Annotated in this window: 22 protein-coding genes and 1 pseudogene; 10 read left to right on the top strand and 13 right to left on the bottom strand. The window is 64.9% G+C overall.

Annotated elements, in window-relative coordinates; translation table 11 throughout:
• Positions 1 to 7 precede the first annotated feature (7 nt).
• Complete coding sequence (locus ACNUDN_RS27780) at positions 8 to 1,165, bottom strand: zinc-binding dehydrogenase (RefSeq protein ID WP_419124887.1); 1,158 nt, start codon at positions 1,163 to 1,165, stop codon at positions 8 to 10.
• Positions 1,166 to 1,381: 216 nt separating this feature from the next.
• On the opposite strand from ACNUDN_RS27780, the gene ACNUDN_RS27775 reads away from it, so the two are divergent.
• From ACNUDN_RS27775 to ACNUDN_RS27765, 3 genes are all read left to right on the top strand, one after another.
• Positions 1,382 to 4,135 (top strand): ATP-binding protein, encoded by a 2,754-nt coding sequence (locus tag ACNUDN_RS27775; protein WP_419124886.1) that lies wholly within the window; start codon positions 1,382 to 1,384, stop codon positions 4,133 to 4,135.
• Positions 4,136 to 4,340: 205 nt separating this feature from the next.
• Positions 4,341 to 5,465: an alkene reductase gene (locus ACNUDN_RS27770; protein WP_419124885.1), complete on the top strand. Its 1,125-nt coding sequence runs from the start codon at positions 4,341 to 4,343 to the stop codon at positions 5,463 to 5,465.
• Positions 5,466 to 5,705: 240 nt separating this feature from the next.
• Positions 5,706 to 5,984, top strand: coding sequence for a hypothetical protein (locus ACNUDN_RS27765; protein ID WP_419124884.1), 279 nt, complete (start codon positions 5,706 to 5,708; stop codon positions 5,982 to 5,984).
• 368 nt (positions 5,985 to 6,352) lie between these two features.
• On the opposite strand, the pseudogene ACNUDN_RS27760 reads toward ACNUDN_RS27765, so the two are convergent.
• Positions 6,353 to 6,724: pseudogene (locus ACNUDN_RS27760) on the bottom strand (transposase); the annotation flags it as partial.
• Between the two features lie 373 nt (positions 6,725 to 7,097).
• Here ACNUDN_RS27760 and ACNUDN_RS27755 point away from each other — a divergent pair.
• On the top strand, positions 7,098 to 7,844 hold the full coding sequence (locus ACNUDN_RS27755; protein ID WP_419124883.1) for an IclR family transcriptional regulator: 747 nt from the start codon (positions 7,098 to 7,100) through the stop codon (positions 7,842 to 7,844).
• 243 nt (positions 7,845 to 8,087) lie between these two features.
• Here ACNUDN_RS27755 and ACNUDN_RS27750 read toward each other — a convergent pair whose 3' ends face one another.
• Positions 8,088 to 8,507, bottom strand: a complete 420-nt coding sequence (locus ACNUDN_RS27750; RefSeq protein ID WP_419124882.1) for a DUF2267 domain-containing protein — start codon at positions 8,505 to 8,507, stop codon at positions 8,088 to 8,090.
• A 684-nt stretch (positions 8,508 to 9,191) separates the two neighbouring features.
• Between ACNUDN_RS27750 and ACNUDN_RS27745 the strand changes: the two genes are divergently transcribed.
• Complete coding sequence (locus ACNUDN_RS27745; RefSeq protein ID WP_419124881.1) at positions 9,192 to 9,434, top strand: hypothetical protein; 243 nt, start codon at positions 9,192 to 9,194, stop codon at positions 9,432 to 9,434.
• A 23-nt stretch (positions 9,435 to 9,457) separates the two neighbouring features.
• Entirely contained in the window at positions 9,458 to 10,015 is a 558-nt protein-coding gene (locus ACNUDN_RS27740) for a type 1 glutamine amidotransferase domain-containing protein (RefSeq protein ID WP_419124880.1), read from the top strand.
• 131 nt (positions 10,016 to 10,146) lie between these two features.
• Here ACNUDN_RS27740 and ACNUDN_RS27735 read toward each other — a convergent pair whose 3' ends face one another.
• From ACNUDN_RS27735 to ACNUDN_RS27725, 3 genes are all read right to left on the bottom strand, one after another.
• Positions 10,147 to 11,346: a low temperature requirement protein A gene (locus tag ACNUDN_RS27735; protein ID WP_419124879.1), complete on the bottom strand. Its 1,200-nt coding sequence runs from the start codon at positions 11,344 to 11,346 to the stop codon at positions 10,147 to 10,149.
• A 638-nt stretch (positions 11,347 to 11,984) separates the two neighbouring features.
• Entirely contained in the window at positions 11,985 to 12,824 is an 840-nt protein-coding gene (locus tag ACNUDN_RS27730; protein WP_419124878.1) for an SDR family NAD(P)-dependent oxidoreductase, read from the bottom strand.
• On the bottom strand, positions 12,821 to 13,168 hold the full coding sequence (locus ACNUDN_RS27725; protein WP_419124877.1) for a nuclear transport factor 2 family protein: 348 nt from the start codon (positions 13,166 to 13,168) through the stop codon (positions 12,821 to 12,823). The genes ACNUDN_RS27730 and ACNUDN_RS27725 overlap by 4 nt, the downstream gene beginning before the upstream one ends.
• Before the next feature lie 128 nt (positions 13,169 to 13,296).
• Here ACNUDN_RS27725 and ACNUDN_RS27720 point away from each other — a divergent pair, with 128 nt between their 5' ends.
• Both ACNUDN_RS27720 and ACNUDN_RS27715 read left to right on the top strand, forming a co-directional pair.
• The gene (locus ACNUDN_RS27720) at positions 13,297 to 14,124 is read left to right on the top strand and encodes a MerR family transcriptional regulator (RefSeq protein WP_419124876.1); all 828 of its coding nucleotides are present in this window, start codon (positions 13,297 to 13,299) and stop codon (positions 14,122 to 14,124) included.
• A gap of 143 nt (positions 14,125 to 14,267) precedes the next feature.
• On the top strand, positions 14,268 to 15,125 hold the full coding sequence (locus ACNUDN_RS27715; protein ID WP_419124875.1) for a TIGR03620 family F420-dependent LLM class oxidoreductase: 858 nt from the start codon (positions 14,268 to 14,270) through the stop codon (positions 15,123 to 15,125).
• Between the two features lie 167 nt (positions 15,126 to 15,292).
• Here the strand turns inward: ACNUDN_RS27715 and ACNUDN_RS27710 are convergent, their stop codons facing one another.
• Positions 15,293 to 15,616 carry a hypothetical protein gene (locus tag ACNUDN_RS27710; protein WP_419124874.1) on the bottom strand — a complete coding sequence of 108 codons (324 nt, stop codon included), beginning with the start codon at positions 15,614 to 15,616 and terminating at the stop codon, positions 15,293 to 15,295.
• A 141-nt stretch (positions 15,617 to 15,757) separates the two neighbouring features.
• Positions 15,758 to 17,317, bottom strand: a complete 1,560-nt coding sequence (locus ACNUDN_RS27705; RefSeq protein WP_419124873.1) for an AMP-binding protein — start codon at positions 17,315 to 17,317, stop codon at positions 15,758 to 15,760.
• Between the two features lie 428 nt (positions 17,318 to 17,745).
• On the opposite strand from ACNUDN_RS27705, the gene ACNUDN_RS27700 reads away from it, so the two are divergent.
• The gene (locus ACNUDN_RS27700) at positions 17,746 to 18,900 is read left to right on the top strand and encodes an acyl-CoA dehydrogenase (protein ID WP_419124872.1); all 1,155 of its coding nucleotides are present in this window, start codon (positions 17,746 to 17,748) and stop codon (positions 18,898 to 18,900) included.
• A gap of 6 nt (positions 18,901 to 18,906) precedes the next feature.
• Here ACNUDN_RS27700 and ACNUDN_RS27695 read toward each other — a convergent pair whose 3' ends face one another.
• Positions 18,907 to 19,569, bottom strand: coding sequence for a TetR/AcrR family transcriptional regulator (locus ACNUDN_RS27695; RefSeq protein WP_419124871.1), 663 nt, complete (start codon positions 19,567 to 19,569; stop codon positions 18,907 to 18,909).
• A gap of 252 nt (positions 19,570 to 19,821) precedes the next feature.
• Between ACNUDN_RS27695 and ACNUDN_RS27690 the strand changes: the two genes are divergently transcribed.
• Positions 19,822 to 21,741, top strand: a complete 1,920-nt coding sequence (locus tag ACNUDN_RS27690; RefSeq protein WP_419124870.1) for an AMP-dependent synthetase/ligase — start codon at positions 19,822 to 19,824, stop codon at positions 21,739 to 21,741.
• A gap of 63 nt (positions 21,742 to 21,804) precedes the next feature.
• On the opposite strand, the gene ACNUDN_RS27685 is transcribed toward ACNUDN_RS27690, so the two are convergent.
• The 4 genes from ACNUDN_RS27685 to ACNUDN_RS27670 all read right to left on the bottom strand — a co-directional run bounded on the left by ACNUDN_RS27685 (position 21,805) and on the right by ACNUDN_RS27670 (position 26,452).
• The gene (locus ACNUDN_RS27685) at positions 21,805 to 23,310 is read right to left on the bottom strand and encodes an MmgE/PrpD family protein (RefSeq protein WP_419124869.1); all 1,506 of its coding nucleotides are present in this window, start codon (positions 23,308 to 23,310) and stop codon (positions 21,805 to 21,807) included.
• Positions 23,294 to 23,818, bottom strand: coding sequence for a flavin reductase family protein (locus tag ACNUDN_RS27680; protein ID WP_419124868.1), 525 nt, complete (start codon positions 23,816 to 23,818; stop codon positions 23,294 to 23,296). The genes ACNUDN_RS27685 and ACNUDN_RS27680 overlap by 17 nt, the downstream gene beginning before the upstream one ends.
• Before the next feature lie 65 nt (positions 23,819 to 23,883).
• Positions 23,884 to 24,663 carry a creatininase family protein gene (locus ACNUDN_RS27675; protein WP_419124867.1) on the bottom strand — a complete coding sequence of 260 codons (780 nt, stop codon included), beginning with the start codon at positions 24,661 to 24,663 and terminating at the stop codon, positions 23,884 to 23,886.
• Positions 24,656 to 26,452, bottom strand: a complete 1,797-nt coding sequence (locus ACNUDN_RS27670) for an AMP-dependent synthetase/ligase (RefSeq protein ID WP_419124866.1) — start codon at positions 26,450 to 26,452, stop codon at positions 24,656 to 24,658. Before ACNUDN_RS27670 ends, ACNUDN_RS27675 begins: the two co-directional genes overlap by 8 nt.
• Positions 26,453 to 26,518 lie beyond the last annotated feature (66 nt).

Below are 26,518 nucleotides of genomic sequence, written 5' to 3'. Positions count from 1 at the left end.
GCGTGGTCTAGGTCGCCGCCGAAGCGGAGGGTGCATTTGCCCCGAACTCCAGAACGACGCGAAATCGGGCGCGTCCCGACATCATGCGTTCGTATGCCGCAGGCGCTTCGGTGAACGGCATCGCCTCGATCGTGGGCGCGATCTGGTGGGACAGTCCGAATTCGAGCCCCTCCTCGATGTCTGCCGCGGAGCCCGTAATGCTGCCTTGGATGCTGCGCTCACCGAAGATCAAGTCGGTTGTTGTGATCGGAACGGGCTCAGGGGATGCGCCGACGATGACCAGGCGGCCTCGCGATCGCAAGCCGGCGACCAGGGCGCCCATCGAGGAGCCGCTGGCGGCGGTCGCAACGATCGCGGCCGCTCCGCCAAGTGCGCTCAATGCCGCTGCGGGATCTTCTGCGGTGCTGTCGATGTAGTAGTCAGCGCCCATCTCCTGGGCCAGTGGGCCTTTCTCAGAGCCACGGGCAATGGCCACGACGCGAAACCCCATCATCTTCGCGTACTGCACTCCGAGGTGGCCGAGTCCGCCAATGCCTTGAATGGCGACGACGCTGTTCAGTGGGGCATGGGCTGCCCGCAAGGCGTTGAACATCGTGACGCCCGCGCAGAGCAACGGGGCGGCGGTGAGGGCGTCGTAGCCATCCGGGATCCGCACCAGCCCGCTTGGGCGGGCGTACACCATCTCGGCGTAGCCACCGTCAACCGTCGTTCCTGGCTGTGGCTGATCGGTGCAGTTGACGAAGTCGCCGCGGCGGCAGTAGGGGCACTCGTGGCACGGGCCACCGAGGAAGCCGAGGCCAACGCGGTCGCCCACCTGCCAGCGCCGGTCGACGAAAGCACCGACGGCATCGATCGCGCCGATGATTTCGTGGCCGGGTACCAACGGGGAGCTCGGATCAGAGCGCAGCCCTTCGGCGGCAAGGGAGTCGGTATGACACACCCCGCAGGCCAGCGTGCGGATTCTGACCTCTCGGTCACCGGGCTCCCGCAGTTCACGCTCCACGAGGGCAAAATTGCGCTGGCCGGTGACCTGGTAGGCGCGGTACGACGATGACGGGTGGTCCTGATGGGGAGCGCGCTTCTGGTCGTAGGCCGAGGCCTCGTCGTCGATGGCCATGCCGCGGTGGGGGTTCTCGGTCGTGCTGCGGCTATCGGGGGCGATCATCTACGTCTCCATCATCGGTGGGCTCTTGAGTGCGCTCACCACTGTGCAGTGCTCGGCACCTGCGGCGGCATCCGTTGGATGACTGATGTTCGGTGTCCGCCGCGGCGGGTTGTTGCTGGAGTTGTGGAGCGCACTGTGCGCCTGCCGAACTCGGCTGACGTGCCCATAAGTCAGCAGGCGGCTTCTTCGCGGGTGTGGCGCTGTTATCTTGGTCGGGTGTTGGTCGGGCGCTCCGCGGAGCTTGCCGTCGTCACCGAGTTGCTGGCGCGGATCTCCACCAGCGGTGAAGCCTTGGTGCTCGTCGGCGAGCCCGGCATCGGAAAGTCCACTCTGCTGGCGTATTGCAGTGATTGGGCCGTAGCCAACGGCTTCGAGAGGTTGGCGTGCGCTGGTCTGCAGTGCCACTCCGAGGTTGGATTCGCGGCCCTGCACGAGTTGCTACATCCGTTGCTGCCTCGCCACCTCGAGGAACTGCCGGTGCGTCAGCGGTCGGCGCTGATGACGGCTTTCGGGCTCGCGGTGGGGCCCGCCCCGGATCGGCTGCTGATCGGGTTGGCGGTGCTGGGACTGCTCGAGGAAGCCGCCAGCGCGAGGCCTCTGCTGGTGACCGTCGACGACGCGCAATGGCTGGATCAGTCGTCATTGGAAGTCTTGACGTTCGTGGCTCGGCGATTGACCAACGCCCCTTTGATGCTGCTGTGCGCGGTGCGTCAGAAGTGGGACGGCACCGTCGCGCAGTTGAGTGGGCTGCCACAGCTGCCGGTCGGCCCTTTGCAGCCCGAGGCTGCCGTTGACTTGCTCACCGACACCTGGAGTAACGCGGGACGAGGGCAGCCAATGGATCCTTATGCGCAACGTCGCGTGCTCGACCAAGCAGACGGCAACCCCTTGGCTCTTATCGAGCTGACCACCGCGCTGACCACTGCGCTGGCCGACAGTGGCGATCTGGCACCGATCTTCGCCGGCGACCCGCTGCCGACGACCCGGCGTATCGAACAAGCGTTCTTGACGCAATTGGAGGCATTGCCCGAACAGAGTCGCCTGCTCTTGCTGGTCATCGCGACCAGCAACGGATTGCTGGATGAGATCGCCGGTGCCGCAGGGCATTTGGGCTTGGACATGGCGCATACTTTGGCTCCCCTGGAACTGTCGGGTCTGGTGAGAGCCGGCGGCGGTCGATTGCGGATACGCCACCCTCTGGTCAGCTCGACGGTGTACGGGGCAGCGCCATCGTCGGAGCGCTCGATCGTGCACAGGGCGATAGCCGCTGTCACGACCGACGCGACGAGGGCCGCATGGCATCGCGCCGAGGCCACCTTTGGACCCGATGCCGAGGTGGCCGCCGACCTCGATCGTGCTGCCCGACGTTCCCGATCCCTCGGCGCCGGCCCCGAGGCGGCGGCAGCGTTCCGACGGGCGGCCGGTCTGTCTCCAGAACCCGCCGACCGTCTACGCAGGTTGGCGGCCGCCGCGGAAGTGGCGCGCAGTTCCGGACTGATCGGAGAGTCGCTGAGGATGGTGCGCGAGGCCCAGTCGCTCATCGAGGACCACCACGGGTTGAAGTCCTCCGTCGCAATCACCCAGTTCGTCTTGAACGTCACCGCCGATACGCCGGGACAGTCCTCAGACGAACTGCTGATGCTGGCCACCAAGCATCCCGAGGGAGATCCGCGACAGCGAGAACTGTTATGGGCAGCGGCCATCGCCTGCCGCATGCATGGGTTGCCCGAACAATCGCGTCAACGCATCGCCGAGACCATTCGTCGGCTCGACACCAGCGTCGGCGACCCGATGACCGACATCGCGGCGGCGTTGGTCGACGACGTCGGCCAGGGTGCTGCATTCCGGGCCCGCCTACCAGAGCTGATGGAATCAGTGGGGGACTCCCCCCTGGTGATGATGTCGCTGGCCTTCGCAGCCGAGGCGGTCACCGACCGGCGAAGCGCCCTGCGCTGCTGGACCCACGTGCAGAGCGCCGCCCGCAAAAGCGGGTCGCCGGCCGACGAGTGCGAAGGCTTACGCGGGGCGGCACAGATGTTGATCACCGAGGGCCGCATCGGTGCGGCGGTCATCAGCGCCGAGACCGCGCTCCGGATGGCTGAAGACATGAGCCTTCCGATCACCGCGGGATCTGCTGCGGCAATCCTCGCCCGCGCACTGGTGTGGCAGGGCAAGGGTGAGCAGGCGCAGGTCGCCCTGACCCGGGCGCGGCAGCTGCTCATATCGGCACCCACCATCGTGTGGAATGACGACGCGCACTGGGCGGCTGGGATGGCGGCACTGTGCGAGTCCGATCACGCAGAGGCGCTCGAACACCTGTTGAAGATGGGACTGCACCGCACAAGCCGCCGCTGGGCTGTCGCCGACCTAGCGGAGGCTGCAGCCGGATGCGACGAGCTCGACGCCGCACGTTCGGTGGTCGAGGACGTGGCCGCACAAGCCGAAGGCCTGCAGAGGGACAGCGCTCTGGTTCATCGGGCGCGGGCCTTGCTGGCGAACTCGGACTCCGAGGTCGAGGGCCATTTCATGGCTGCCTTCGCCGCGGCCGACGGGATGCCCGCAGACCTCGAAACGGCGCGCACTCACCTGCTCTTCGGCGAATGGCTCCGTCGGCGCCGTCGGATCGTGGAGGCGCGGACGCACCTGCTGGCGGCGCTGAATCACTTCGAGGACGCCGGAGCAGTGCCCTTTGCGGCGCGGGCGGCCGGCGAGCTACGCGCCGCCGGTGTCACCAAAACCCCTCGCGCTGCGGCCGGGGCCGTGGAGTCGTTGACTCCGCAGGAGCTTCAGATTGCCCAGATGGCCGCGGCGGGTCTGACAAACCGGGAGATCGCCGACCGGATCTACCTGTCGCACCGCACTGTTGCGACGCACCTGTACAAGGCCTTTCCCAAGCTCGGGATCACCCGGCGCAACCAGTTGCACCTGGCGCTCGGCGAGTTCCAGAGCAGCGTCGAACAAGTCATCTGACGGATACCCGAGCGCGACTGATGCTCGCAGGATGAATGCGTGATGTTGGGCCGCAGGGTTGGTTCATCGTTCATCGGCAGCACACGACGGTTGGCGTGACGCCCGTCGAGATCCAGCTGACTCGACGCGTCATCCAATCCTGGTGATGAACGGTCGAGCCTTTCGGCCTGCCGGATCACCATACCGACGACGAATAGGACACAGCGTGAAGCTTTTCACTTCGGTCAACCTCGGCCGCTACACCCTTGCGCACAGGGTCGTGCTCGCGCCGACGACCCGGCTGCGATCGGAGCAGCCCAGTGACACCCCGAGTGACATGATGGCCACCTTCTACTCGCAGCGCGCAACCGAGGGCGGTCTGCTGATTGCCGAGGCCACCGGCATATCACGCAGTGCCCGATCCAATTACGGAGCACCAGGGATGTACTCCGATGATCACGTCGCGGGGTGGCGGAAGGTTACCGACGCCGTTCACGCCAAGGGCGGCGTCATCTTCCTGCAGTTGTTTCACCCCGGCAGGCAGGCGCACTCCTCGATGATCGATGGCCTGGATCCCATCGCCCCGTCGGTCGACACATCGGCTGAACTCATTGCGGTGACGGCGGACGGATGGGTCGCCACGAGCCCCCACCGGGCGCTGAGGACCGAGGAGATTCCCGGAATCGTGGGGGATTGGGCCAAGGCGGCGGAGCTGGCCGTCGCGGCCGGGTTCGACGGTGTCGAGGTACACGGCGCCAATGGCTACCTCATCGACGAATTCCTCCAGGACGGTACGAACAAGCGATCCGATGCCTACGGAGGCCCCATTGAGAACCGGGCTCGCTTCATGTTCGAGGTGCTCGCCGCAGTGATCGACATCTGGGGCTCAGACCGCGTCGGACTGCGCATCTCGCCCAGCGGCACCTACGGCGACATGTCTGACAGTGACCCGCAGCGCACCTTCGGATATGTCGCCGAACGCGCGGATCGGTTGGGACTGGCCTATCTACACGTCATCGAACCGCGGGTGCGTGGCAATGACACTCTGGTCGCCGAGGCAGATCCCGTCGCCGCCGCCGATCTTCGGTCGAAGTTCGGCGGCAACATCATCGCCGCCGGCGGGTTCGATCCGCGCGGCGCGGAGGCAGTCGTGGAGAAGGGCGACGCCGACCTGGTTGCCTTCGGGCGGCTGTTCACCTCCAACCCGGACCTGCCGCAACGGATCAAACTGGGGCGAGCTCTCACTCACTACGACAGGTCCACGTTCTGGGGCGGCTCGGAGAAGGGGTACATCGACTACCCGACTTACGACGAGGCCGCCGAATCCGAGCCGCTGCGTTCGGCTGTCTGAACCGCTGGGTCTATGGCGCAGCGGAGGTAGGCGAACACTGTGCAACACAGTCGAAAACCCTGGGCAGGCAGTGGCCAAGAGGGATGTCGCCCTGCCTCCTAGGGTCGTTGTACGCGCCGGCGTGCGTTGCCGCGGCATCCCCTCCAGGGCCGAACGACTACCCAGGCAAATGCGCTGTTTGACCGAATTACGAAGAGGCCCAGTCATCGCGGTCAATGTGACAGGGGCCCGGGACGGCCCATGAAGTTCAGCCGCGGTGCTTCGCCAACGCAGGCGTTTCGCGCCATTAACCCACGAGGTCTGCTGGTAGGGGGTCGCGCTGAAGACCCCGGCGGGGTCGACCCGGCCTTTGACGGCGAGGATACGTTCGGAGTTGGCACCGTAGGCATGTTGAACTTGCTCGAAGTCGTCGCTGGTCAGCAGATTTGGATACCCACCCGGTATGGCGACCGAGCTCAGCGAGCGGTGCACTTTGTCGACCCAGTCCGCATCGGCGCGACCGAACTGGTCTCCGGCTAGCCACATTCCGATGATCTCGACCATCTGGTGAGGACGTCGCTCCGGGAACGCGGCGCTATCGAATGGGACTCGGGTCGCCGCACCGTGGAAGGGGTGGATCGACAGGGCTGAATAGGGAGATTTCCTCGTTGCGCCAGCTTCAACCAGACGGTCGATGACCCGGCGTGAGAGGTCGGGGACGTTGCGCGTACGGATGCGTACGTGCCGACCGGGCGGAAACGACGCGGAAACTCCCGTCATCGCAACATGCCACGCCGAGGTCCCCACGTCGACGGAGCTCGGGTCGCCGAGCTCCGCCACAGGGGCGACGGCGGCGGGTCCACGCTGAAGGGGTGATCGACTTGGGCAATTGCTCGGGAAGTGTCGACGACGAGCTTGTCCATCCGCCGGGTGGAGACGCCGAGCAGATAGCAGGTGGCGACCACGGTGGTCGGGGCCCGCTCTGCGCGTTTGCGGCGTTCCAGCAGCCATTCCAGGAAGTAGGAGCCGTGCCGCAGCTTGGGGATTGCCAGATCCAATGTGCCTGCACGGGTGTCGAATTCGCGGCGCCGGTACCCGTTGCGGGAGTTGGTGCGCTCGCTGCTGCGTTCGCCGTAGCCGGCCCCGCACAGGGTGTCGGCTTCGGCGCCCATCAAGGTGTGAATGAACGTGGCAAGCAGCTCGCGCAACACGTCGGGATGGGCCGTGGTGAGTCGTTCGGCCAGCACAGCGGGCAGGTCGATATTGTGGGCAGTGGTCATCGCGTCGATTCCTTTGCTCGAGTGACTTTGGACGGTCTCTCGAAGAATCACGCGATGACCTTCAATCTCTCGGCTACGACACGCCGGTACCGCTGATCAGGTCCGACTCGTACACCACTCTGCTGGACGCAACCCCTTATTCCACCGACACACCCGGCATGTCGAGCTGACCCCGGCCGGCCGGCAACTCTTCGACGACGTGCCGACACTGCTTCGGTCATTCGACGACCTTCAGCGAAGGGTGCGCGAAGCCGGCAGAGGCGTGGACCGCCTGACCGTGGCCTTTGCGCCGGGGTTGCGTGTCTCCGCATCCGTTCGAACGACGCTTATGCTTCGGAGGGCACAAGGGGTGCGCGCGAAGGAAGCGGGGAAGATGATTCAGGCGGTCGACCGGGCGCTACGCATCCTCACGGTGTTGCAAGGTGGACGGCGGATGAGCCTGGGGGAGATCGCCGCGGCGATCGACCTCGCGCCGTCGACGGTGCACGGTTTGATCCGCACCCTGCTCGCACACGGGATGGTGCAGCAGGAGATGGACTCGGGACGCTACCGGCTCGGGCCGGCGACCCTGCGGTTGGGCAATGTCTACCTGGAGACGCTGGAGCTGCGTGCACGGGTGGCCATCTGGGCCGAGGGGCTGGCCCGGCGCACCGGCTGTGCAGTGCGGACCGCGGTGCTGCTCTTCGACGAGATCGTCGTCGTAGCCCACGAGCCCCGCCCCGACGGAACCCGTCAGATGCCCGAGGTCGGCATCGTGATTCCCGCCCATGCCAGCGCGCTGGGCAAGGCACTGCTGGCGTTCACCGCCGGCGAGAACGCGCCGGCGCCGTTGCGCAGCATGACCGGTGAGACGATCACCGACCCCGCGGTGCTGGCCGATCAACTTGAGGTTGTCCGAGCCACCGGACTCGCCGACGAGGTCGAGGAAGCGGTCATCGGTGAATGTGCCTGTGCCGCAGCGGTGTTCGACTCATCCGGAGAGGTGATCGGGGCGATCGGACTGGTTGTTCCCACCGGCCGTTGGCCGTTGGAGCCCGCGGATGTCGACGCCCTGCGCGACGCCGCACGCACCGTGTCGCGCGAACTCGGTGCGCCGGTGTGGCCGGCTCGCCGGAGCTAGCTGGCCTGACTTCTCTCCCTAGACAATTTGATTCGTGACAGTACTGGTGCAGCGATACCTCAATCGCATCCGCGAGGTGCATGTTGGCGAGGCCGAGGGGCGTGCTGGCCGACTCTCCGCGAGTTGTGCGAGGCGTTCAATGGCTTGCGTCTCTAAAAATGAGACTCAGTGCTGGCAACTAAACCGAAGGAGTTGCAGGAGTGCGTGTCTACATCTACATCTGCATCGACCCCCAACACCCGTTCATGTGCCGAGCGGACCGTGGGCACGCTGCACCGCCCGCGGCGGGTTGGGCGCCGTGAGCAGCTTGGTGATCTCCACAGGGAGCTGAGACATGAAGTCGTTGAACTCTTTCCGGTCAACCGCCTCCCGCAAGGTGAGCAGCACCGCCTCCACGCCGGTCATGGTCTCGGTCTTGGTCAGTCCGGTACGGCTGTTGACGCGTATGATCAGATCATCCAGGCCGAAACGCTCGGGGCCTGTGCTGTTCCATCGCACTGAGTTTACAAGCTCCTCGGGGAGCTGCCGGATCAGATGGCGTACCTCTCCGGCGCTGACTCGCGTCGCCAAGACCTCGAGTACCGCGCGGGTTAGATCGGCCGCCTCCCCTTTCGACAGCATCGTGCGCTCGGCGACTTCGCGATAAAACTCCTGAGCATCCATCGGGTCGTCTCCATATGTGTGTTTCACCCGGCGGCGGTTTATCCGGAGAATGCCCGCTTCTGCGCTGCACCGCACCAGCCTGTGGTGAGCAAGAGTCGATGGAGCTTCTGCTCTGGCAGATCGACAGCGCCGCACTGGGCTTTCAGGTCTAGCGAAGCCAACAGTTTACGCACTGGAATGTCTGAGTCCGCAGGCGGCGTCCAGGGGCATCATGTCCACTGTGTGTCACGGACACCGGAACGGTCGGATCAACAAGGAGGACGTCCATGGCTCGAATACGGATCGTACTCCGGCAGCGCCTACCGGACGTTCCCTGACGGCTCCCCGCCACCCCACGGGATTCTGCGGCGAAAGCATTCGTCGAGCCCCATCGCATCTTCCGCTGACCACCTTCCTGAATGAGCGAGAGCGGCAAACAGGCGGTCACCGTCACCTCTGCCGCGGGTCCCACGTGGTCAGTATCCGCAGCCCTCGGAAGAGGGTGTCTCCAAGCGCCCTGTACCGGTTGAACATCAGCAGGTAGGCGCGAGCTAAGTAGCTGTGCACTGACCTGGCAGCTTCCGCGAGTCCCGTTCCCAATTTGTCAGGTACGTGATCACGTGATCCTGCATGACGAAATCGGGCGCTGAGAATGGACCTGTCGGGTCGTCTACTGCTGAGCAATAGCTGAATACCGTTGAACTCATGACTGACACCACAGGAATCCAGAACAACCCCGAAGCTCAGAACACCACCGGAAACCAGTCCCCAGACCTACCGGCGGCGCCCGGAGGCAACCTCGACAACCGGAAGACCGTCGAAAACATGGACGCACCCGAATTGCGCACCGCCGTGATCGAACTGCTGACGATCATTGACGACTCTGATGATTTGAACGTGGTCATCACCGTCTCAGACGATGGCACTGTCGTCGTCGAGGCTGCCTAACCCAACACGCACTGGATAATCCTATGACACAGGAACTTCGGGGCCATCGGGTCGGCATACTGGCCGCCGACGGCGTCGAGCGGATCGAGCTGGAACAGCCCCGCGGAGCGTTGCACGGTGCGGGAGCCACGACCGAAATCATCTCGTTGCGCCCCGGTGAGATCCAAGCGCGGCAGTTCGATATGGAGCCAGCCGGAACCTTTCCGGTCGACCGCGTGGTGGCCGACGTATCCGCCGATGACTACGATGCGCTGCTCATGCCGGGCGGAACTGTAAACCCCGACCAACTGCGGATGAACGCCGATGCGGTCAGCTTCGTCAAGGAATTCGCGGACACCGGCAAGCCGATCGGGGTGATCTGTCACGGTCCGTGGACGCTCGCTGAAGCGGACGTCATCGCAGGAGTGCGGATCACGTCGTGGCCGAGCATTCGCACCGACCTTCGCCGGGCGGGAGCGAGCGTCGTCGATGAAGCCGTCGTGATTGATCGTCAGTTCGTCTCCAGTAGATCGCCAGACGACTTACCGGCATTCTGTAACGCAATTGTGGCCCAGTTCGCGAAGGCTAAACACCTCAGCTGATTCGTCTCATCTAAGGCGTAGCGCTGAGAAGAGCTAAGGCAGCACGCTTTCGAGTACTGCGCGTGATTCCCATGTTCTTCGTGCAGCCGGCTACGGATGCAAGCCGGTGCTTGGTTCGACATGGGGCGCCGTCAACTGGCGAGTTCCGCTGTTTCGGCACCGATCCGGGGTCCTCGCCACAATTCCCACACGAGTCGCATGACTCCAATCGCAGTGAGAACCGCCAGCGAGATAATGGCAGGGGCAGAAGTCGCCAGCGGAAACACCAGCAGGGCTGCCGCAGCGGTGAGAAGTCGGTCGACGGTTAGCCGATGGTGGTCGCGCCAACGGTAGGCCACTTCCCCGGCGTAGAACAGCGCAAACCCACCGGTGAGGGCGAGGGCGGCGAGCGGCGCCAACGGCTCGTCGATATGCTCCACCGACACCCGGGCTCCAAGGGCGAAGAAGACGATCCCCGCTACGAGTGGTAGGTGTAGGTAGCTGTAGGCGTCGCGCGCCAACCGTGCTCGATCGGCAGCGGGTGTCTGCCGCAAACGCTCCTCGGCACCGGTGGTGAGGCCGAAGTAGGTCCACCACAGGGTGCCCGTGATGAGTACCCCGAGCAGCACAGCGCCGAGGACACCGGGCCGGTCCAGCCTTTCGGACGCGCCCGCCCCCAGCGCGATGATCGCTTCGCCCAGTGCGATGATGATGACCAGACCATGACGGTGAATGAAATACGCAGGTACGACCCGAAGTCCGTTGATACCCGCTATCAGCGGACTGCCGAAGTCAGCCGCCGCCGCGGTGACCCACAGCAACTCACGGTAGGGGGAGGCCGCCAATGCGCCGGCAACGATCAATACCGGCCCGATGAGCAGACCGGGCACCAATCGGCGGATAGCCGCTGCCAATTGAGCTCCACCTTGGGACGCCGAAGCAATGAACATACCGGCGTTGATAAGACGGACTGCGAACAAACTCAGTGCGAAAACCAAAGCACCGGTGGTGAATGCGGTCGGTAGGGCGATCACCGCGATGAGCATCGCCGCCATCGCGAGAATAATTAGAGCCGTGGGAATTTCGCGCGCGATATCGAACATGTTGGTCAGCCAGGCGTAGCAGACCCAGGCCCACCAGAGGGCAAGCAGAGCGAGCACACCCCGGCCGAAGCCCTGCAAGGAGATGTCATCGAGCATCAGATGGGTGACCTGCGACATCGCGAAAACAAATGTGACGTCGAAGAACAACTCCAAGTAACCTACCGACCGCTCATGCGGTTCTGGTTGTCCGTCGGTGTGGGGCTCAGGGCCGGCCGATCGCCCGGCGCCGACGCCGTCTGCGACCGTCATCGTCGCTGGGTCATAACCACCGCCGACTGCAACTCAAAAGAGTAGTCGCGGCGAGCGCTGCCCCGTCTGAAGGTCGGTTGATAGCGGCGACGGAATCACGAAACTCGTCTATCGACGTGGACCGCATAACAAACCTCCGAGGCGAGCCCACGAGTTCATGCCGTTGCCTAGATACGGCACAGCGGGTTGGCTGGCGCACTGATTCTGGGCGGAAGGATCCTTGGTCCGTCCGTCGTCGCTGGAATGGGACTATTGAGCAGCTTGGACCCCGACGCGGGCCTGAGTCATCGTCACCGGAGGTCGACTCCGACAAGAGAACTTTGAGCTGTCGGCACGACGCTGCGACTCCACCCATTGGGCACAGTCTTCAACCAGAGAATCGACGAGACGCCCACCAGAGAGTGGGACGATCAGCGTAAACGCATCGCCGGCAACGGTTCGGGCCCGAACCCGACGAAGGACACACTCGAGCCTGAACACCGCATCGCCAGCTCGAGTCCGACAACACCGCGGCATGTCAATCCACACCACCAAGCCGGGCAGCGCGCCGGTCGCACGAGTACGAACATCGAGCGATCATGAACGATGCCGACGATGGCCCGCTCCGGAGATGGGGGTCTGCTCGCGCTCAGAGCCTCTCAGGCAGGGAAATCCGCGCTGCGAGAGAGTGTCTCGTTGGCCCGGATGTCGCCGAGAGTCTGTTCCAGTGTGTCGATCACGGTGTCGTAGCCGTTGTTGCCCAGGACCAGCCGGCGGGGAGGCGGGTCTTGGGCCATCGCTGCGATCACCGCGCGGGCGCCGCGGTGCGGATCGCCGGGCTGCACGCCGTCCATCTCGACGAAGGCGGCGCGGACCCGTTCGAGCATGTCGTGATACTCCGGAAGCGCTTCGGCGACGGGCTCGGTGGCAAAGCCGGCGTAGGCGTTGGTGCGGAACGCCCCTGGTTCGACGGTCAGCACGGAGATACCCTGTGCGGCAACCTCGTCGCGCAGGGCATCGGTGATGGCTTCGAGGGCGAACTTCGTCGCACTGTAGTAGCCGAATCCGGGCGCCGATACCAGCCCGGCCACCGAGGACACATTGACGATCCACCCGCTGCCGCGGGCGCGCATTCCCGGCAACACCGCGCGGATCACCGACAGCACCGCGAAGAAATTCAGTTCGAACATCGCCCGCACCGCGGACTCGTCCATGCCCTCGATCGATCCGTACCAACCGCGGCCGGCATTGTTGACCAGTACGTCGATACCGCCGAAGTGCTCCTCGGCGGCATGCACCGCACGCTGCACCTGCGTGACGTCGGTGAGTTCGAGCTCGACGACCAGAACCCGCTCGCCGTACTGATCGGCCCACGTCGCCAGCTCCTGCGGGCGCCGGGAGGTGAGTACCACGCGGTCACCGGCCTCCAGCGCCGCCTCGGCGAACGCCACTCCGAAGCCGCCGGACGTGCCCCCGGTGATGAACCATCGTCTGCTCATGGTTCGATCACCAACCGGCTGATCAACGCGCCGTCGAGGGTGAACCGATAGTGCAGATCGGCGACCCCGCCGGGGAAGTCACCCTCCAGGTGCTGCCCGACGTCGACGGTCGCATCGGTCTGCTCTTCGAGCACCGTCGCGCCGGTGAACTCGGTGGTGTAGGTGTACTCACTGGCCGCAGTCGCGACCCAGGTCCCGATGTCGTCGCCCGTATAGTCGCGGCCCTCGTCGGTCACGACGGCGTCCGGGGTGAGCGTGGCGAGGGCCCGGTCGGCGTCTCGGGCGTCGAGTGCGGTCATGAACGTCTTGATGCTGTCCGGGAGCGCATCCCAATCTGTGGTCATGACCCCACGATGGGGCTTCCCCTAAGGGCAAGGTCAACCCCGCGCGCACATGTTGACCTTGCCCTAGGGGCAGACTGCAGGATGGGCCCCACGGCCTACACAGGCGGCGGAACGCAGAGGAGGACGCCATGGGCGCACGGGTCTCGATCGGTGACTTCGCTGTGATGACCAGCCTGAGCAGGAAGGCGCTCCGGCACTACCACGACATCGGCATTCTCGAACCAGTCCACGTCGACTCCCACACCGGCTACCGCTTCTACGACACCAGCCAGGTCGGCCATGCACACATCATCCGCCGGTTCCGATCGCTGGGCATGTCCATTCCTGACATCAAGGCGCTGCTGAGCACAGAGGACGCCGCGGCTCGCACCGAGATCATCATTACTCATCTCGCACAGATGGAGGTGCAGCTGCAACAAACTCGTGACACCGTCGGCGCGCTGCGCGAGTTGCTCTCTCCGGTGAGCGTCCCCGCCCACGTGGACATGCAGCGCAAGCCGGCGCTCACCGTCTGGTCTGTCGGCGCCACCGTCGAGGTTTCCGAGATCGACGACTGGTTCGCAACGTCGCTGAGGACTTTGCGCGACGCCGCTACCGCGGCGGGCAGCGCCGGGCTGGGGGACCAACCGGGCGGCCTCTACGACCGAGCGCTGTTTCTCGAATCACACGGCAAGGCAACTCTCTTCGTCCCGGCGCCGCATTCCGCGCACCCTCCGGAGGGCGTCCGTGCCGAGGTCTTGCCTGCGGCCGAGTTCGCGGTGCTCACCCATCCCGGTGGTCACGACGGCATCGACCGCAGCTACGCGGCTCTGGGTCGATATGTGAACGAGCATCTGATCAGCCACCAGGGCCCGATCCGCGAACACTACATCGGAGCCACGCCCTCGACGCCGACGACGTTCACCGCCACAGAAATCTGTTGGCCGATCTTCAGCACCACCCCGCCGCCGCAATGACAGCAGTCCTCGGCCGGCACGTCCTCGGACCGGGCTGAGGCAGGCTCGTCCGTCGAGCCCTATCAAATCCCAAACGGGGCGCCGTCCCCGCCGCGATCACCTCAGCGCCCGTTGGTGCGCGAACCCCGAAGGAGACATTTGACATGCACGAGCAGTTCGGCACATACGGAGCATGGCTCAATCCCGCACTCGGCGATGCACCGCGCATCGAATATGCGCCGCAACTCGAAGAGTTGGGCTATCGGACGATCTGGGTGGGAATCGGTGCAGACCCAGTGGGTGGCATGACCCTGCTCGAGCAGATGATCGCCGCGACGAGGCACGCGATCATCGCGAGCGCAATCATCAACATGTGGCAGGACGACGCCCGCAACATCGCCCACCACTACCACCGGATCGTCAACCGCCACGGACCTCGCCTGTTGCTGGGTATCGGTCTCGGCCATCCCGAAAAGCGCGACGGCTACGAAAAGCCGTACGGGCGGATGGTCCGTTATGTCGACACGCTCCTGGATAGCAGGGTGCCGGCCGAAGCGATCGTGATCGGAGCCCTGGGAACCAATACGCTCGCACTGGCCGGCGAAAAGACCTTGGGGGCACACCCCTATCTCACCGTGCCCGCGCACACACGATATGCACGAGAAACTCTAGGCAGCAGTGCCTTTCTGGCCCCCGAGCACAAGGTCGTGCTGACCCAGGACGATGAGAAGGCGCGAAGGATCGGCCGCTCCGCCGTCCAGAATCCCTACCTCGGCTTGCGTAATTACACCAACAACCTGATGCGGCACGGGTTCACGCCAGCAGATGTCGCCGGGTCAGGCAGCGACGCGCTCATCGACGCCCTGGTCGCTCACGGTTCCCCGGAGGGGATCTACCCACAGATCAACGAGCACCTCACCGCCGGCGCCAGCCACATCGGCATCCAAGTGTTCGCCGAGGATCCCACCGCCTCACCGGTGCCGGCCTTCCGCACCTTGGCCGAGCACCGCCCCGCTCAGTGAGACGTACCCAGCGATTGGAGCCGCTCCGTGAGACAACCGCGATTGTTGACGGCGCTCGAAAACCAGACCAGAAGCGACGGGGAAGTAGGCCCCGTGGTCGCGCACGGCAACGAGTTCCCGATCAGCCGGTAGCACAACGGCGATACACCTTGCGGACGGCCACCGGGCTACTTCTGAACGCTGCGACGGAGGCTGCCGGGGTGGAAGGGCTTCGGCGGCAGGGCCGACGGCTGCTTCCGCAAACGCGAGAGCATCGGCGCATACTCGTCCTCGCTGTGCGAGTTGCGGCACCATCCGTGCAGCCGGTCGAGTGTCGGCGGGGACAGTGCCGCCTCGCCCCGCAGCGCGATGTGGAGAAGGCGGTTGATTGCGGCGCGGTGGTGCCCGCTGCCCAAGTTCACATAAACCCAGGTGCGCTCCTCCCCGGTCAAATGGTGGTTCAGCGCATCAGCGAGGTCCCAGGCAAGCTGGTGCTCAGTTGCCGAAACCATGGGCGAATACCTTCTCTCGCAGCCCTTCTGCAACGGATGCGCCTCTCGGTGGGTGGTCATGATCACAGGGCCGCTTGCCCCTCGGCGCATCGTCGAGGTGGGAACGGCGGTCACCCGCGACGTGAGTTTCCTGCCCCGAGATCATTGGACGCGCTTCTCCTGACCCTGCCAGGCGCGCTGGCGTAGCAGGTACTTCTGTGTCTTGCCGGTGGACGTCTTGGGTAGATCGCCGAATACCACATGTTTAGGTGCCTTGAACCGGGCGATGGTGGTGCGGACGTGATCGATGATGTCCTGCGCAGTGGCTTCGCAACCGGGTTTGAGAGCGACGTGGGCGGCCGGTACTTCACCCCATTGCGGGTCGGGTACCGCGATGACGGCAACCTCCAGGACGGCCGGGTGCTCCATGATGGCCTGCTCCACCTCGACCGAGGCGATGTTCTCACCACCCGAGATGATCACGTCTTTGCTGCGATCGCGAAGCTCGATGTAGCCGTCGGGATGGCGCACGCCCACATCACCGGTTCTGAACCAGCCGTCGGGCGCGGCGGCCGCGGTGGCTGCCGGGTCATGGAGGTAGCCGAGCATCACGTTGTTGCCGCGTAGCGTGATCTCCCCAGTGTGCACGCCGTCAGCGGGCACGTCGCCGCCGTCGTCGTCGACCACACGGATATCGCACGAGATCATGTTGCCCACCCCCTGACGGGCCTTGATCTTGGCGCGTGCGTCTGCGCCCAGGTCGTCCCACTCGGGGCGCCAATCACAGATGGCGGCAGGTCCGTATGTCTCGGTCAGCCCGTACAGGTGCGTGACGTCGAATCCGAGCGCCGACATCCGGCGCAGGATGGCGGGCGAGGGCGGTGCTCCGCCGGTGGCCACCCGGACAGGCGGGCCCTCCAGAGCGTCCGCCTCGGGCGCGTGAGCGAGCATCGTCAGCACGGTCGGGGCACCGTTGAGGTGTGTGACGCCTTGCCTTCGGATCAGTTGCCAGATGTCGGAGGGGTCGACCTTGCGCAAGCACACATGCGTCGCGGCCGCGGCTGTGACCGCCCAGGGGAAACACCACCCGTTGCAGTGGAACATCGGAAGGGTCCAGAGATAGACGGCCGACGGGGACAGACCCGTATGTCCCACCATTGCCAGCGCCTGCAGGTAGGCGCCGCGATGGGAGTACATCACACCTTTGGGCTTTCCCGTCGTCCCCGATGTGTAGTTGACCGACAGCAATTCCAGCTCGTCGGTCGGCGTACGCCGCAACGGGGCGGCGGCCGACAACATCTGCTCGTAGTCATCCTGCTGATCGTCGTTGGTCTGCACGAGTACCGGTGCATCGGTCATCTGTGCCCGCACCTGCTCGACGAGGTCAGAGAACATGGAATCGTAGATCAGTACGGATGCCTCCGAATGCCTGAGCATGTAGGCGATCTCGGGCGCCGAGAGGCGGGTGTTGAGGGCGATCAGCGGCGAACCAGACCACGGCACGCCGAAATGCGACTCCAGTAGCACATGTGAGTTGGGTGCCAGTACGGCGACGGGCTGCCCCGATGACAGCTGGACCAGGGCACCGGCCAACTGCGTGGACCGTTGGTGCAGTTGTTGGTAGGTCCATTTCCGATCACCGTCCAGCACCGCCAGGCGGTCGCCGTGACAGCTGGCTGCACGATCGAGGTATGCGGTGGGCGTCAACGGTTCGTAACTCATCGACGCTCGTGGCGCTGACTGCCTACCGGCGTTCATCGCAGCGTCCTCCTCAGGATCCGTTCTCGGCACCGGGTACCGCGGCCGCGGCCGGTGAGCTTCCTCGACTCCGTCGTACCGTCGGATGTGAACCCGAGCGGGAGGAGCGTCAGTCAGTCAACCCCGTTGTAGGCCTGTCGCACAACGGTTGTCGAGGAAACCCCGCATTCTGCTCAATCCAGCGGTAGGTGCGGCCTACGCGGTGAGCAGATTGCGCATCTCAATGGGGCTGACTTGTGCACTCGGCGGGTCGATGATGCACTGACGTCGACTTTTTGGCACACAGGGGCCGCTGTCGACGCTGTGGTACCGATAGATGTCTACATCCAAGGAGCCGACTTGACCGAACCGATCGACCCCCGACTGGTCCGGACCCGGCTGGAGCAGCGATCATGAACCACCCGGCGTTTGATCTGTTCCAGTTGCCGCAGGAGCACACCGAGTTGCGTGCGGCCATTCGCGCGCTGGCTGAGAAGGAGATCGCTCCGTACGCCGCGGATGTCGACGAGAACTCGCGGTTCCCCGAAGAGGCTCTGCAGGCCCTGAATGCCTCCGGGTTCAACGCCGTGCACGTTCCCGAGGAGTATGGCGGGCAGGGCGCGGACTCGGTGGCGGCCTGCATCGTCATCGAAGAGGTCGCCAGGGTGGACGCCTCGGCAGCGCTGATCCCCGCGGTCAACAAACTGGGTACCATGGGCCTGATCCTGCGCGGCTCCGAAGACCTGAAGAAAAAGGTGCTACCCGACCTGGTCGACGGGGCCCTGGCGTCCTACGCGCTGTCCGAGCGCGAGGCCGGCTCCGACGCCGCCGGGATGAAGACTCGCGCCAAGGCCGTCGGCGACGACTGGATCCTCAATGGCACCAAGGCGTGGATCACCAACGGCGGCAAGTCCTCCTGGTACACGGTTATGGCGGTCACCGACCCCGACAAGGGCGCCAACGGTATCTCGGCGTTCGTCGTGCACACCGCCGACGAGGGCTTCACTGTCGGCCCGAAGGAGAAGAAGCTCGGCATCAAGGGTTCGCCCACCACCGAGTTGTATTTCGAGAACTGCCGCATCCCCGGTGACCGGATCATCGGCGAGCCCGGCACCGGCTTCAAGACCGCGCTGGCCACCCTGGACCACACCCGGCCTACCATCGGAGCCCAGGCGGTGGGTATCGCGCAGGGGGCGTTGGATGCCGCCATCGAATACACCAAGGACCGTAAGCAGTTCGGGACGTCGATCAGCACGTTCCAGGGTGTGCAATTCATACTCGCCGACATGGCGATGAAGGTGGAAGCGGCCCGTCTGATGGTCTACAGCGCCGCGGCCCGCGCCGAACGTGGGGAGGGCGACCTCGGCTTCATCTCGGCGGCGTCGAAGTGCTTCGCCTCCGACATCGCCATGGCGGTCACCACCGACGCCGTACAGCTGTTCGGCGGTGCCGGTTACACCATCGACTTCCCGGTGGCGCGGATGATGCGCGACGCCAAGATCACCCAGATCTACGAAGGCACAAACCAGATTCAGCGCGTGGTCATGAGCCGCGCCCTACTGAAGTAGAGCAGATCAGGTCGGTGGTTGGGCGGACGCCGTCAGTGCGTGGTACGCGGCGGTGGACATGGTGGTGACGATCGTGTCGTGATCGAGTCCCTTGTGCAGGGTCGCGGCGGCATTGAGCATCGAAAAGACGGTTTGGGTCAGCAGACGCGCTGCGGGGTCGGACAGATCCGGACGTAGAGTGGTCACCACTGAAATCCACTCCTCGGCATAACGATTCATGGATCGGCGGATACGACGCCGGTCGGCCTCGGGAAAAGAGTGCTCGTTCTTGAGGAAGATGAGTGGTGTCGGCGGCCCTTCCAAGACGCTGCGAATGTGGAAGTCCACCATGGCCATCAGAGCCGCGTGTGGATCGGTCTGCGACTCGGCGGCTTTCCGGGCGAACTCGTGCAGTGACTCGATCGGATCTTCCACGACGGCGATGAGCAGAGCCTGCTTGTTCTGAAAGTGGCGATAGAGACCGGGTGCGGAAATTCCCGCCCGTGCGCACAGCATCTCTACCGTGACCGAGTCGAAGGGATGCTCGATGAACAGCTCCGCCGCCACCTTCAGAAGCAGCTCTCGCCGAGAACCCCTCGCGCGCGGCGCTTTGGCTCGGCCTTCGTCGTCTGTCATGACCATCACGATATCCAGTCGGTATGCGCCGAGGGAGGCAGTGCGGTTCAGCACCGTTCCTGGACACCGGCGTGAGCCGTCAGCGGCGGGTCCGCGGTGCGTCGTCCCGTCGCCCAATGATTGACAAAGTCGTCCAACCGCAATACGTTAATATCCGTTCACATCGAGGGACATCTGCCGCCGATTGCCAGTAATGAACCGTACGCTGTGCGAGGGACGCCCATGCATACGAAACCGGCCGGTGATGACCATGACTGTGCGGTTCCCCGGTGGTCAGCCGGGCATTCCAACTGAGGATTTGGACTGATGAGTGATGATGCCGTGGCCGTACCGTCGGATGCGGGGGTAAAGCCGGGAGAGCCCGTGCTGTCCTCCCTGACCGGCTTCGAGGCCGTCGAACAGACGTTCCCGCAGATGCTTCGCGCGCGTGCCAGATCGGAACCGGACGGCGTCGCCTTCCAGAGCTGGTCGGCCGGTGTCACTCGCCCGACCACGTGGCGCGATTATCTCGTCGAAGTGCGCGAGGCGGCGTTGGGTCTGCACCGGCTGGGTATCACCGCGGGCGAACGTGTGGCGGTGTTGTCCGGAACCCGCCCTGAGTGGGTGATCGCGGCGCACGCGATCCTCAGCATCGGGGGCATCCCCGTGGGTGTGCACCAGACCAGCTCACTCTCGGAGGTCCGGCACGTACTCCAGGACAGCTCGGCCGTGGCGATGATCGTCGAAACGGCCGACGACGCCGGGGTACTGGCCGCGTTGGTCCCTGAGCTCCCGCATCTGCGCGCGGCCATCGGGCTGGACACGCGCCCTTCCGGCCCCGCTGGAGACGCCACAGCGCAGACTTGGGAGGAACTGCGGGTGGTGGGCCGACAGCACGCCGCCGACTCTCCTGCGCTGTTCGATTCCCTGGTCGACAGTGGCGACATCGATCAACCGGCGGGCCTGTTCTACACGTCGGGATCTACCGGTGCCCCCAAAGGCGTCACCCACACCCACCGAACGATCCAGTACTCAGTGCTCGGCTTCGCCATGTCCTATCCCGACTTGGGGCGCGCCCGCCACGATCTGGTGGGCTTTCTGGGGTTGTCGCACGTTGCGCCGGCTCTCATCGCGATCTACGCGCCCATCATGACCCGCCTGGTCGTCACCCATTGCAGCATCGACGAACGCTTGGACGCTCTGATCGGTGTGCGGCCGACGGCGGTGCTCTGGCCGCCGCGGATGCACGAGAAGCTCGCCGCCGAGGCGCTGCAGGCGCTGTCGGACTCGGGCACCGTGTTTCAGTTGACCTACCGTGTGGCGATGGGTGTTGCCCGCGTGGTCAGTGCTCGGCGCTGGCAGCAGCGTGACCTGCCCTGGTATCTCGCCGCAGCCAGCGGGCTGGCCCGCAGGGTCGTGTTCCTGCCGTTGTTGGCCAAGGTGGGGATGGATCGTATCCAGGTGACCTGGACGGCATCAGGAAGCATGACACCCGATGTGGCGGCCTTGTGGCACATGTGGGGTCTGGACCTGCGTGAGCTTTTCGGCACCACGGAAACCTGCGGTTCGGTTCTGGCGCAATGGGATCGGTCGTTTCCCGAGCCGGGAACCATCGGCAAGTGTTTGCCGGATCCGCGTTGGGCGCTGAGAGTATCCGCGCAAGGAGAACTGCAGCTGCGCACTCCTTCGCTGTTTGTCGGTTACTGGGAGAATCCCGCGGCGTCCGAAGCGGCGCTGTCGGAGGGCTGGTACTGTACCGGCGATCTGGTCGAACTCGCCCCCGACGGTGAAGTGAAGATCATCGGCCGGTTGAAAGACGTCCTGAAGACCAGCGGGGGCAAGATGGTCAACCCGCAGCCGATCGAGGTGCGTCTCAAGGCCAGTCCTTTGATCGACGAGGCGATCGTAGTGGGCGACGGGCGCAAGTATCTGGCAGTGCTACTGAGTCTGAGCCACCAAGCCAGGGAGCTGTCGGCACGGCAACGCGACGAAGCGCTGACGGCGTGGTTGGCCACGGTGAACGCTGAGTTGTCGCGTCCTGCTCAGTTGAAGAAGTACCGGGTGTTGCCGCGGGAACTGTCGATCGCGAACGGCGAGCTCACTGCCAAAGGCACCATCCGGAGGGCGCCGATTCTCGCGGCGTTCGGCGACCTCGTTGACGAGATGTACGAAGCGAGCGATCTCGAAGCGATTGCCCGTCAGACGCGTTACGCCAAGCCGCACCGGAAGCGCGGTGACCTCGGCTGATCGGGCGCACCGACCGGCCGGCGTGTGGCGTGGTCCACCCAGCGCTGCGCGTAGACCGGCTTGCTAGCGGAAGATCCCGTAGGTGATGGGCGACTGCTCGGCGAGGATACGGTTGTCCACCAAAGGGTTCAGCATTCCCAGTGACCCCCGCTTGAGATCGTTCAGACACATCGCGACGTCGAGGAAGCGCTGTTGCTCTCGCCGGTCGATGACCCCTTCGGCGAGTTCGGTGAACTTCGCCACGTAGTCGTTGCGCCCGAACGGGCGGGCACCGGCCGGGTGTGCGTCGGCTGCGGCGAGCTCATCGACGATCGGTGCGCCTCCGCGCAGGGTGATCTCAGCCCGTATGGCGAAGCGCGCCTCGGCGCCGACCGGCCCTTGGCTGACGATTCCCCCCGGAGCCGTCAGCGTGATCTTGCGCCACAACTCGAGGGTGTCAGGCCGATGCGCACGCTCTGACGCGTAGGAGCGTTCGTGATGCCATGCGCCGTCCTGTAGCGCGACGGCGAACAGGTAGGTGAGCGACTGACTCAGAACATGTCGCGGTGCGTCCGGGTTGACCGTGTTGGGATCTCCTGCGCCGGAGCCGATCAGACCGCGGTCATGGCGACTGGTGTGCAGGACGACGGACTCGATGTCGTTGACGTCGCCGATGTGTCCGTGCATCCGAACGGCGAGGTCGATCGGAGCCTGGCCGAAGTAACAGGCGGCGTGCTGACGTGGGTAGCTGTCCATGATGGCCCGTTTGGGCTCACCCCTATCGGGAAGATCCACGTGATCGGCGGGCCAAAACGCTTCGAGCCGACCGGCATCGGGGCTATTTCGCGCATCGCGCGTCGGAGCCGGTGGGCCGTCACCGCGCATCGCCCTGTCGACGGCCTCGATGGCCAGTCTGCCGATGTAGGCCGCAGTGTGGAACCGCCACGGGGAGGGGCACAGCTCGGGAGCCTGACGGGAGAGAGAGGTCAGGTACGCGGCGTGACCGATGGCGGCACGGATTGTATCGGGACGCAGACGCAGCATGGTGCCCAGACCGGCGGCCAGGGCCACGCCCAGATAGGCACCATTGTCGTGTGTGGCGTGCTGCGGAGGTCTTCCCTGGGCCAGGCGGATCTGCACCTCGTAGGAGGTGGCGATACCGCGGATCAGATCGGTGCCCCGAAGTCCGGTTTGTTGAGCCACTGCCACCAGAGCGGGGATGGTGCCCGCGGGGTGCGCGTGGTGGCCGGCCAGAAAGGCGTCGTGAAACTCCAGATCGTGAACGGCGACACCATTGGCGAAGGCTGCCCACTCAGGCGAGAAACTGCCGTCGATCCCGAAAACAGATGCCCCGGGAGTGGCCCGGTGCGCGCGTGCCTGTGCGCGTGCGATGACCACCAGACGCCGACCCACTGAAGCGGCCGAGATCGCCGCATTGTCGATGAGACGGTTGATGACCATGGAGTGGGTTTCTGCGGGAACCGCAACAGGATCGGCGGCGACGTCGGCGATCTCCCAGACCAGGTCGTGCTCCGTCATGTCGGCGACGCGGCGGTAGGCGTGAACACCGCTCTCACTGGTGGTTGTCATCAGCAAGCATCGTTCGGAAACGGCTGTCGTGGAAGATCAACGGCGAGACCGTGTCGTCTTCGGCTGCGCTGATGACCTCCAAGAGCACGACCTCGTGATCGCCTGCGGTGATCGACGAGCTGACCCGGCAGTCGAGCCAGGCTGCTGCATCCGCAAGGAAAACCGCTGACGAGTCACTGGCAAACCAGGTGAGGCCGGCGAAGCGATCACCGGTTTTCGCGGCGAGCTGTCGGGACAGTTCGGCGTGCCCCTCGGCGAGTACGGAGATGCCGACGTGACCGTCTCGGGACAGGTGAGGCCAGGTGCTCGACGTGTGCTGGACACAGATCGACACCAGCGCGGGTTCCATCGAAACGGGGGTGAACGATGTGGCGACGATCCCCACAGGTTGTCCGTCCCGTAAAGCGCAGATCGCGGCCACCCCGGTGGGGTAGCGACCGTAGAGTTTGCGCAGTCGTGACATATCGTGTGTGAGGTCACCGGAGCTGATCTGGTTGAGGGTTTTCATCTGGCTTCCTCCCGGAGATGAACCGCAGGTTGGTGTATTGAGAGGGACGCTGCGGGCCGACGACGCTACGCGCCCCGGCTCCGCACGTAGTCGACGATCAGTCCGCTGACCGAGTCGAGGCAGGCTACGCCAATCGCCGTGTCGGCGCCGTTCGGGTCACCGAGAATTCCGTTGGGTGAGAAAGCTTTCAGCCCGCCCGCAAAGACACGCGCCAAGAATGCATCGTCGGTGGGAACTGACAGGCCCGGTTCCAGCCTGTTCCAGCGTACGCGGTCCGGATGCAGCACGAGCATGACTGACGTCTCGGCGATGTCCGCGTGCCCGCCGACGCGTTCACCGAACCCGGATGCCTCCGCGGCGTCACGCCACGCCCCGAGTATCGCCTCACTGCCGGGATAGACGATGACCGACAGCGGCGCCAACCTGGCGGCCAGGCGGTCCTGGAATTCACGCATCAACGGGTAGTTGCCGATGTGCCCGGAGAACAGGACCAGGGTGTCGAAGCCCGAATCGGCCAGGTGCGCACCGTAATCCTCGCAGAGGGCTTCCAGGGTCGACGGACGCAGCGACAGGGTTCCCGGGAAACCGAGGTGATGGGGGGAGTACCCGACCCGGATTGTCGGAAGAACGAGGGCATTGCCGAGGGCCCGGGCGACGCGCACGGCGAGTGCGTCGGCATGGTCGGCATCTGTGGACAGCGGCAGGTGGGGGCCGTGTTGTTCGACAGCCCCCAAAGGCAGGATCGCCGTGCGGCGACCCCGTGCCACCGCAGCCGCCACCTCGTGGCTGGTCATCCGCTCGATGCGCACCTCGTCGGCACTGCCTGCCGGATCAAGCTCACCCATGGCCGTGCCTGGACAGGCGAGCGTGACCTGAGATCTGATCCTGTTCGTGACCTTCGTACATCTCGTCGATGAGGTCGGCGAAGGAGGCGAGGATGTTGCCGCGTCTGATGGTGGCCTTGAGCGTGAGTTCGCCCAGGTCCGCCGACAACGCGCGCGGTAGGACCCGAAAGTTCTTCAACTGCAGTGGGCGGGCCAGCTCGGAGTTGACTTCTTCGATCCAGGTGGACAGGGCCGCATGCTGTTCGGCAGCGGGCAGCGCCTGCGCATCCTCGCTGACACTCAACAAGGCCGTCAGGTACTTCCGACCCTCGCCCACCACGATGGCCTCGTCCACCAGGGGGCTGGCCTTCAGCCGCACCTCGATGGGCTGTGGGCTGACCGATTTCCCCCCGCTCGTCTTGAGAACATCCTTGATGCGGCCGACGATGGTGACGTCTCCGTCGGGGGTGATCTCGACGAGATCGCCACTGCCGTACCAGCCGTCGGCAAGAGCAGTATCGGTGGCCTGGGGGTCACGCCAATACCCGGTGAACAAACACGGGCCCTTCACCTGGAACTCACCCTGGGCGCTGATCCGGACGCTCCATCGAGGGTCGGGCAGTGATCGTCCGACGGTCCCCGCGGGAAATGAGGATCGGCCCCATTGCACCAGAACGGGGCCGCACGTTTCCGTCGTCCCGTACATTTCGCGCAGATCCAGACCCCACATCTGCCACAACGCGGCAAGCTCGGGCGTCATCGCTCCCGAAGAGGTCCAGCTGACCTCGATTCGGTCCATCCCGCCGGCAGCCCGCAGCGGAAGGAACACGGTACGCAGGCTGAGCTGATACAGCGCATCGAGATAGCGCGGAACACGTGATCCGTGTGTTCGTCGGTTCCAGACGGCGCGGGCCACGGTCATGGCGGCCGCATACCGCGCGCGGAAAAACGGCCCTGACTGCTGCAACTCTGCGAGTAGCTCACCGGCCAACTTCTCGTACATACGCGGCGGCCACACGATGGCGGTGGGACGGACCTTCTCGAGGGCAGACAGCCGCTGTTCCATCGTGCAGAAGGTCACGACCAGCTTGGTCATGATCGGCACGAACACGTTGACCAGAGCCGGTGCCACATGTGAAAGTCCCAGGAAAGCAACGGAATTGTGTCGTACCCGCCCGACATCCGGATAGGCCATCGCGAATGCCAGCACCGAGTATTGCAGAGTGCGGTGGGTGTGGATCACTCCCTTTGGATCTCCGGTGGACCCGGACGTCCAGAACAGAACCGCGGGGTGATCGACGTCGCCCTGTTCGGCCAGGGTGTCGAACAGATCGGGCTCGGCGTCCGCCCGGGCTGTCCCGATTCTCTGCAGAGCCGGCCAATCCGCAGCGCGCACGGATTGCGGGAGGCCACGCGGCGTGGTCTCGAGTCCTACCGCGATCCGAAGCGCGGGTGCATCGGTCGCAATCCCCGCCAGTTTGCTCAGATCGGCGTCGGTCTCTGCGAAAATGGCCGTTGCCTCGCTGATCTGGAGCACGCGTGCCAGTTCGGACGCTGAACTGGTCGGGTACACCCCCACCAGGATCGCGTCGAGGCAGTGGATTGCGAGGGCGGCGATGACCCATTCGCGACGAGTCGAGGACATGATCGCCACCCGATCACCCGCAGCGACGCCGAGCGCGTGCAGTCCGACCGCAACCTGCCGCACTTCGTCCAGGTACTCCATCCACGTCGTCTCACGGACCATGCCATCGTCGAACGAGGCAAACGCGATCTGGTCGGGGTCGTGTGTCGCCCGGTCGATCAACATCTGACCGAATGTTCGCGGCGACGCCTCAAACGTCTCGATACGTTGCAGGACAGGGATTGTGCCTGT

The organism is Mycobacterium sp. smrl_JER01, from assembly GCF_048513595.2.
Classification (GTDB): Bacteria; Actinomycetota; Actinomycetes; order Mycobacteriales; family Mycobacteriaceae; genus Mycobacterium.
Note: the sequence above shows the minus strand (reverse complement) of the source record. Positions and strands in the feature narration are given on the sequence as shown.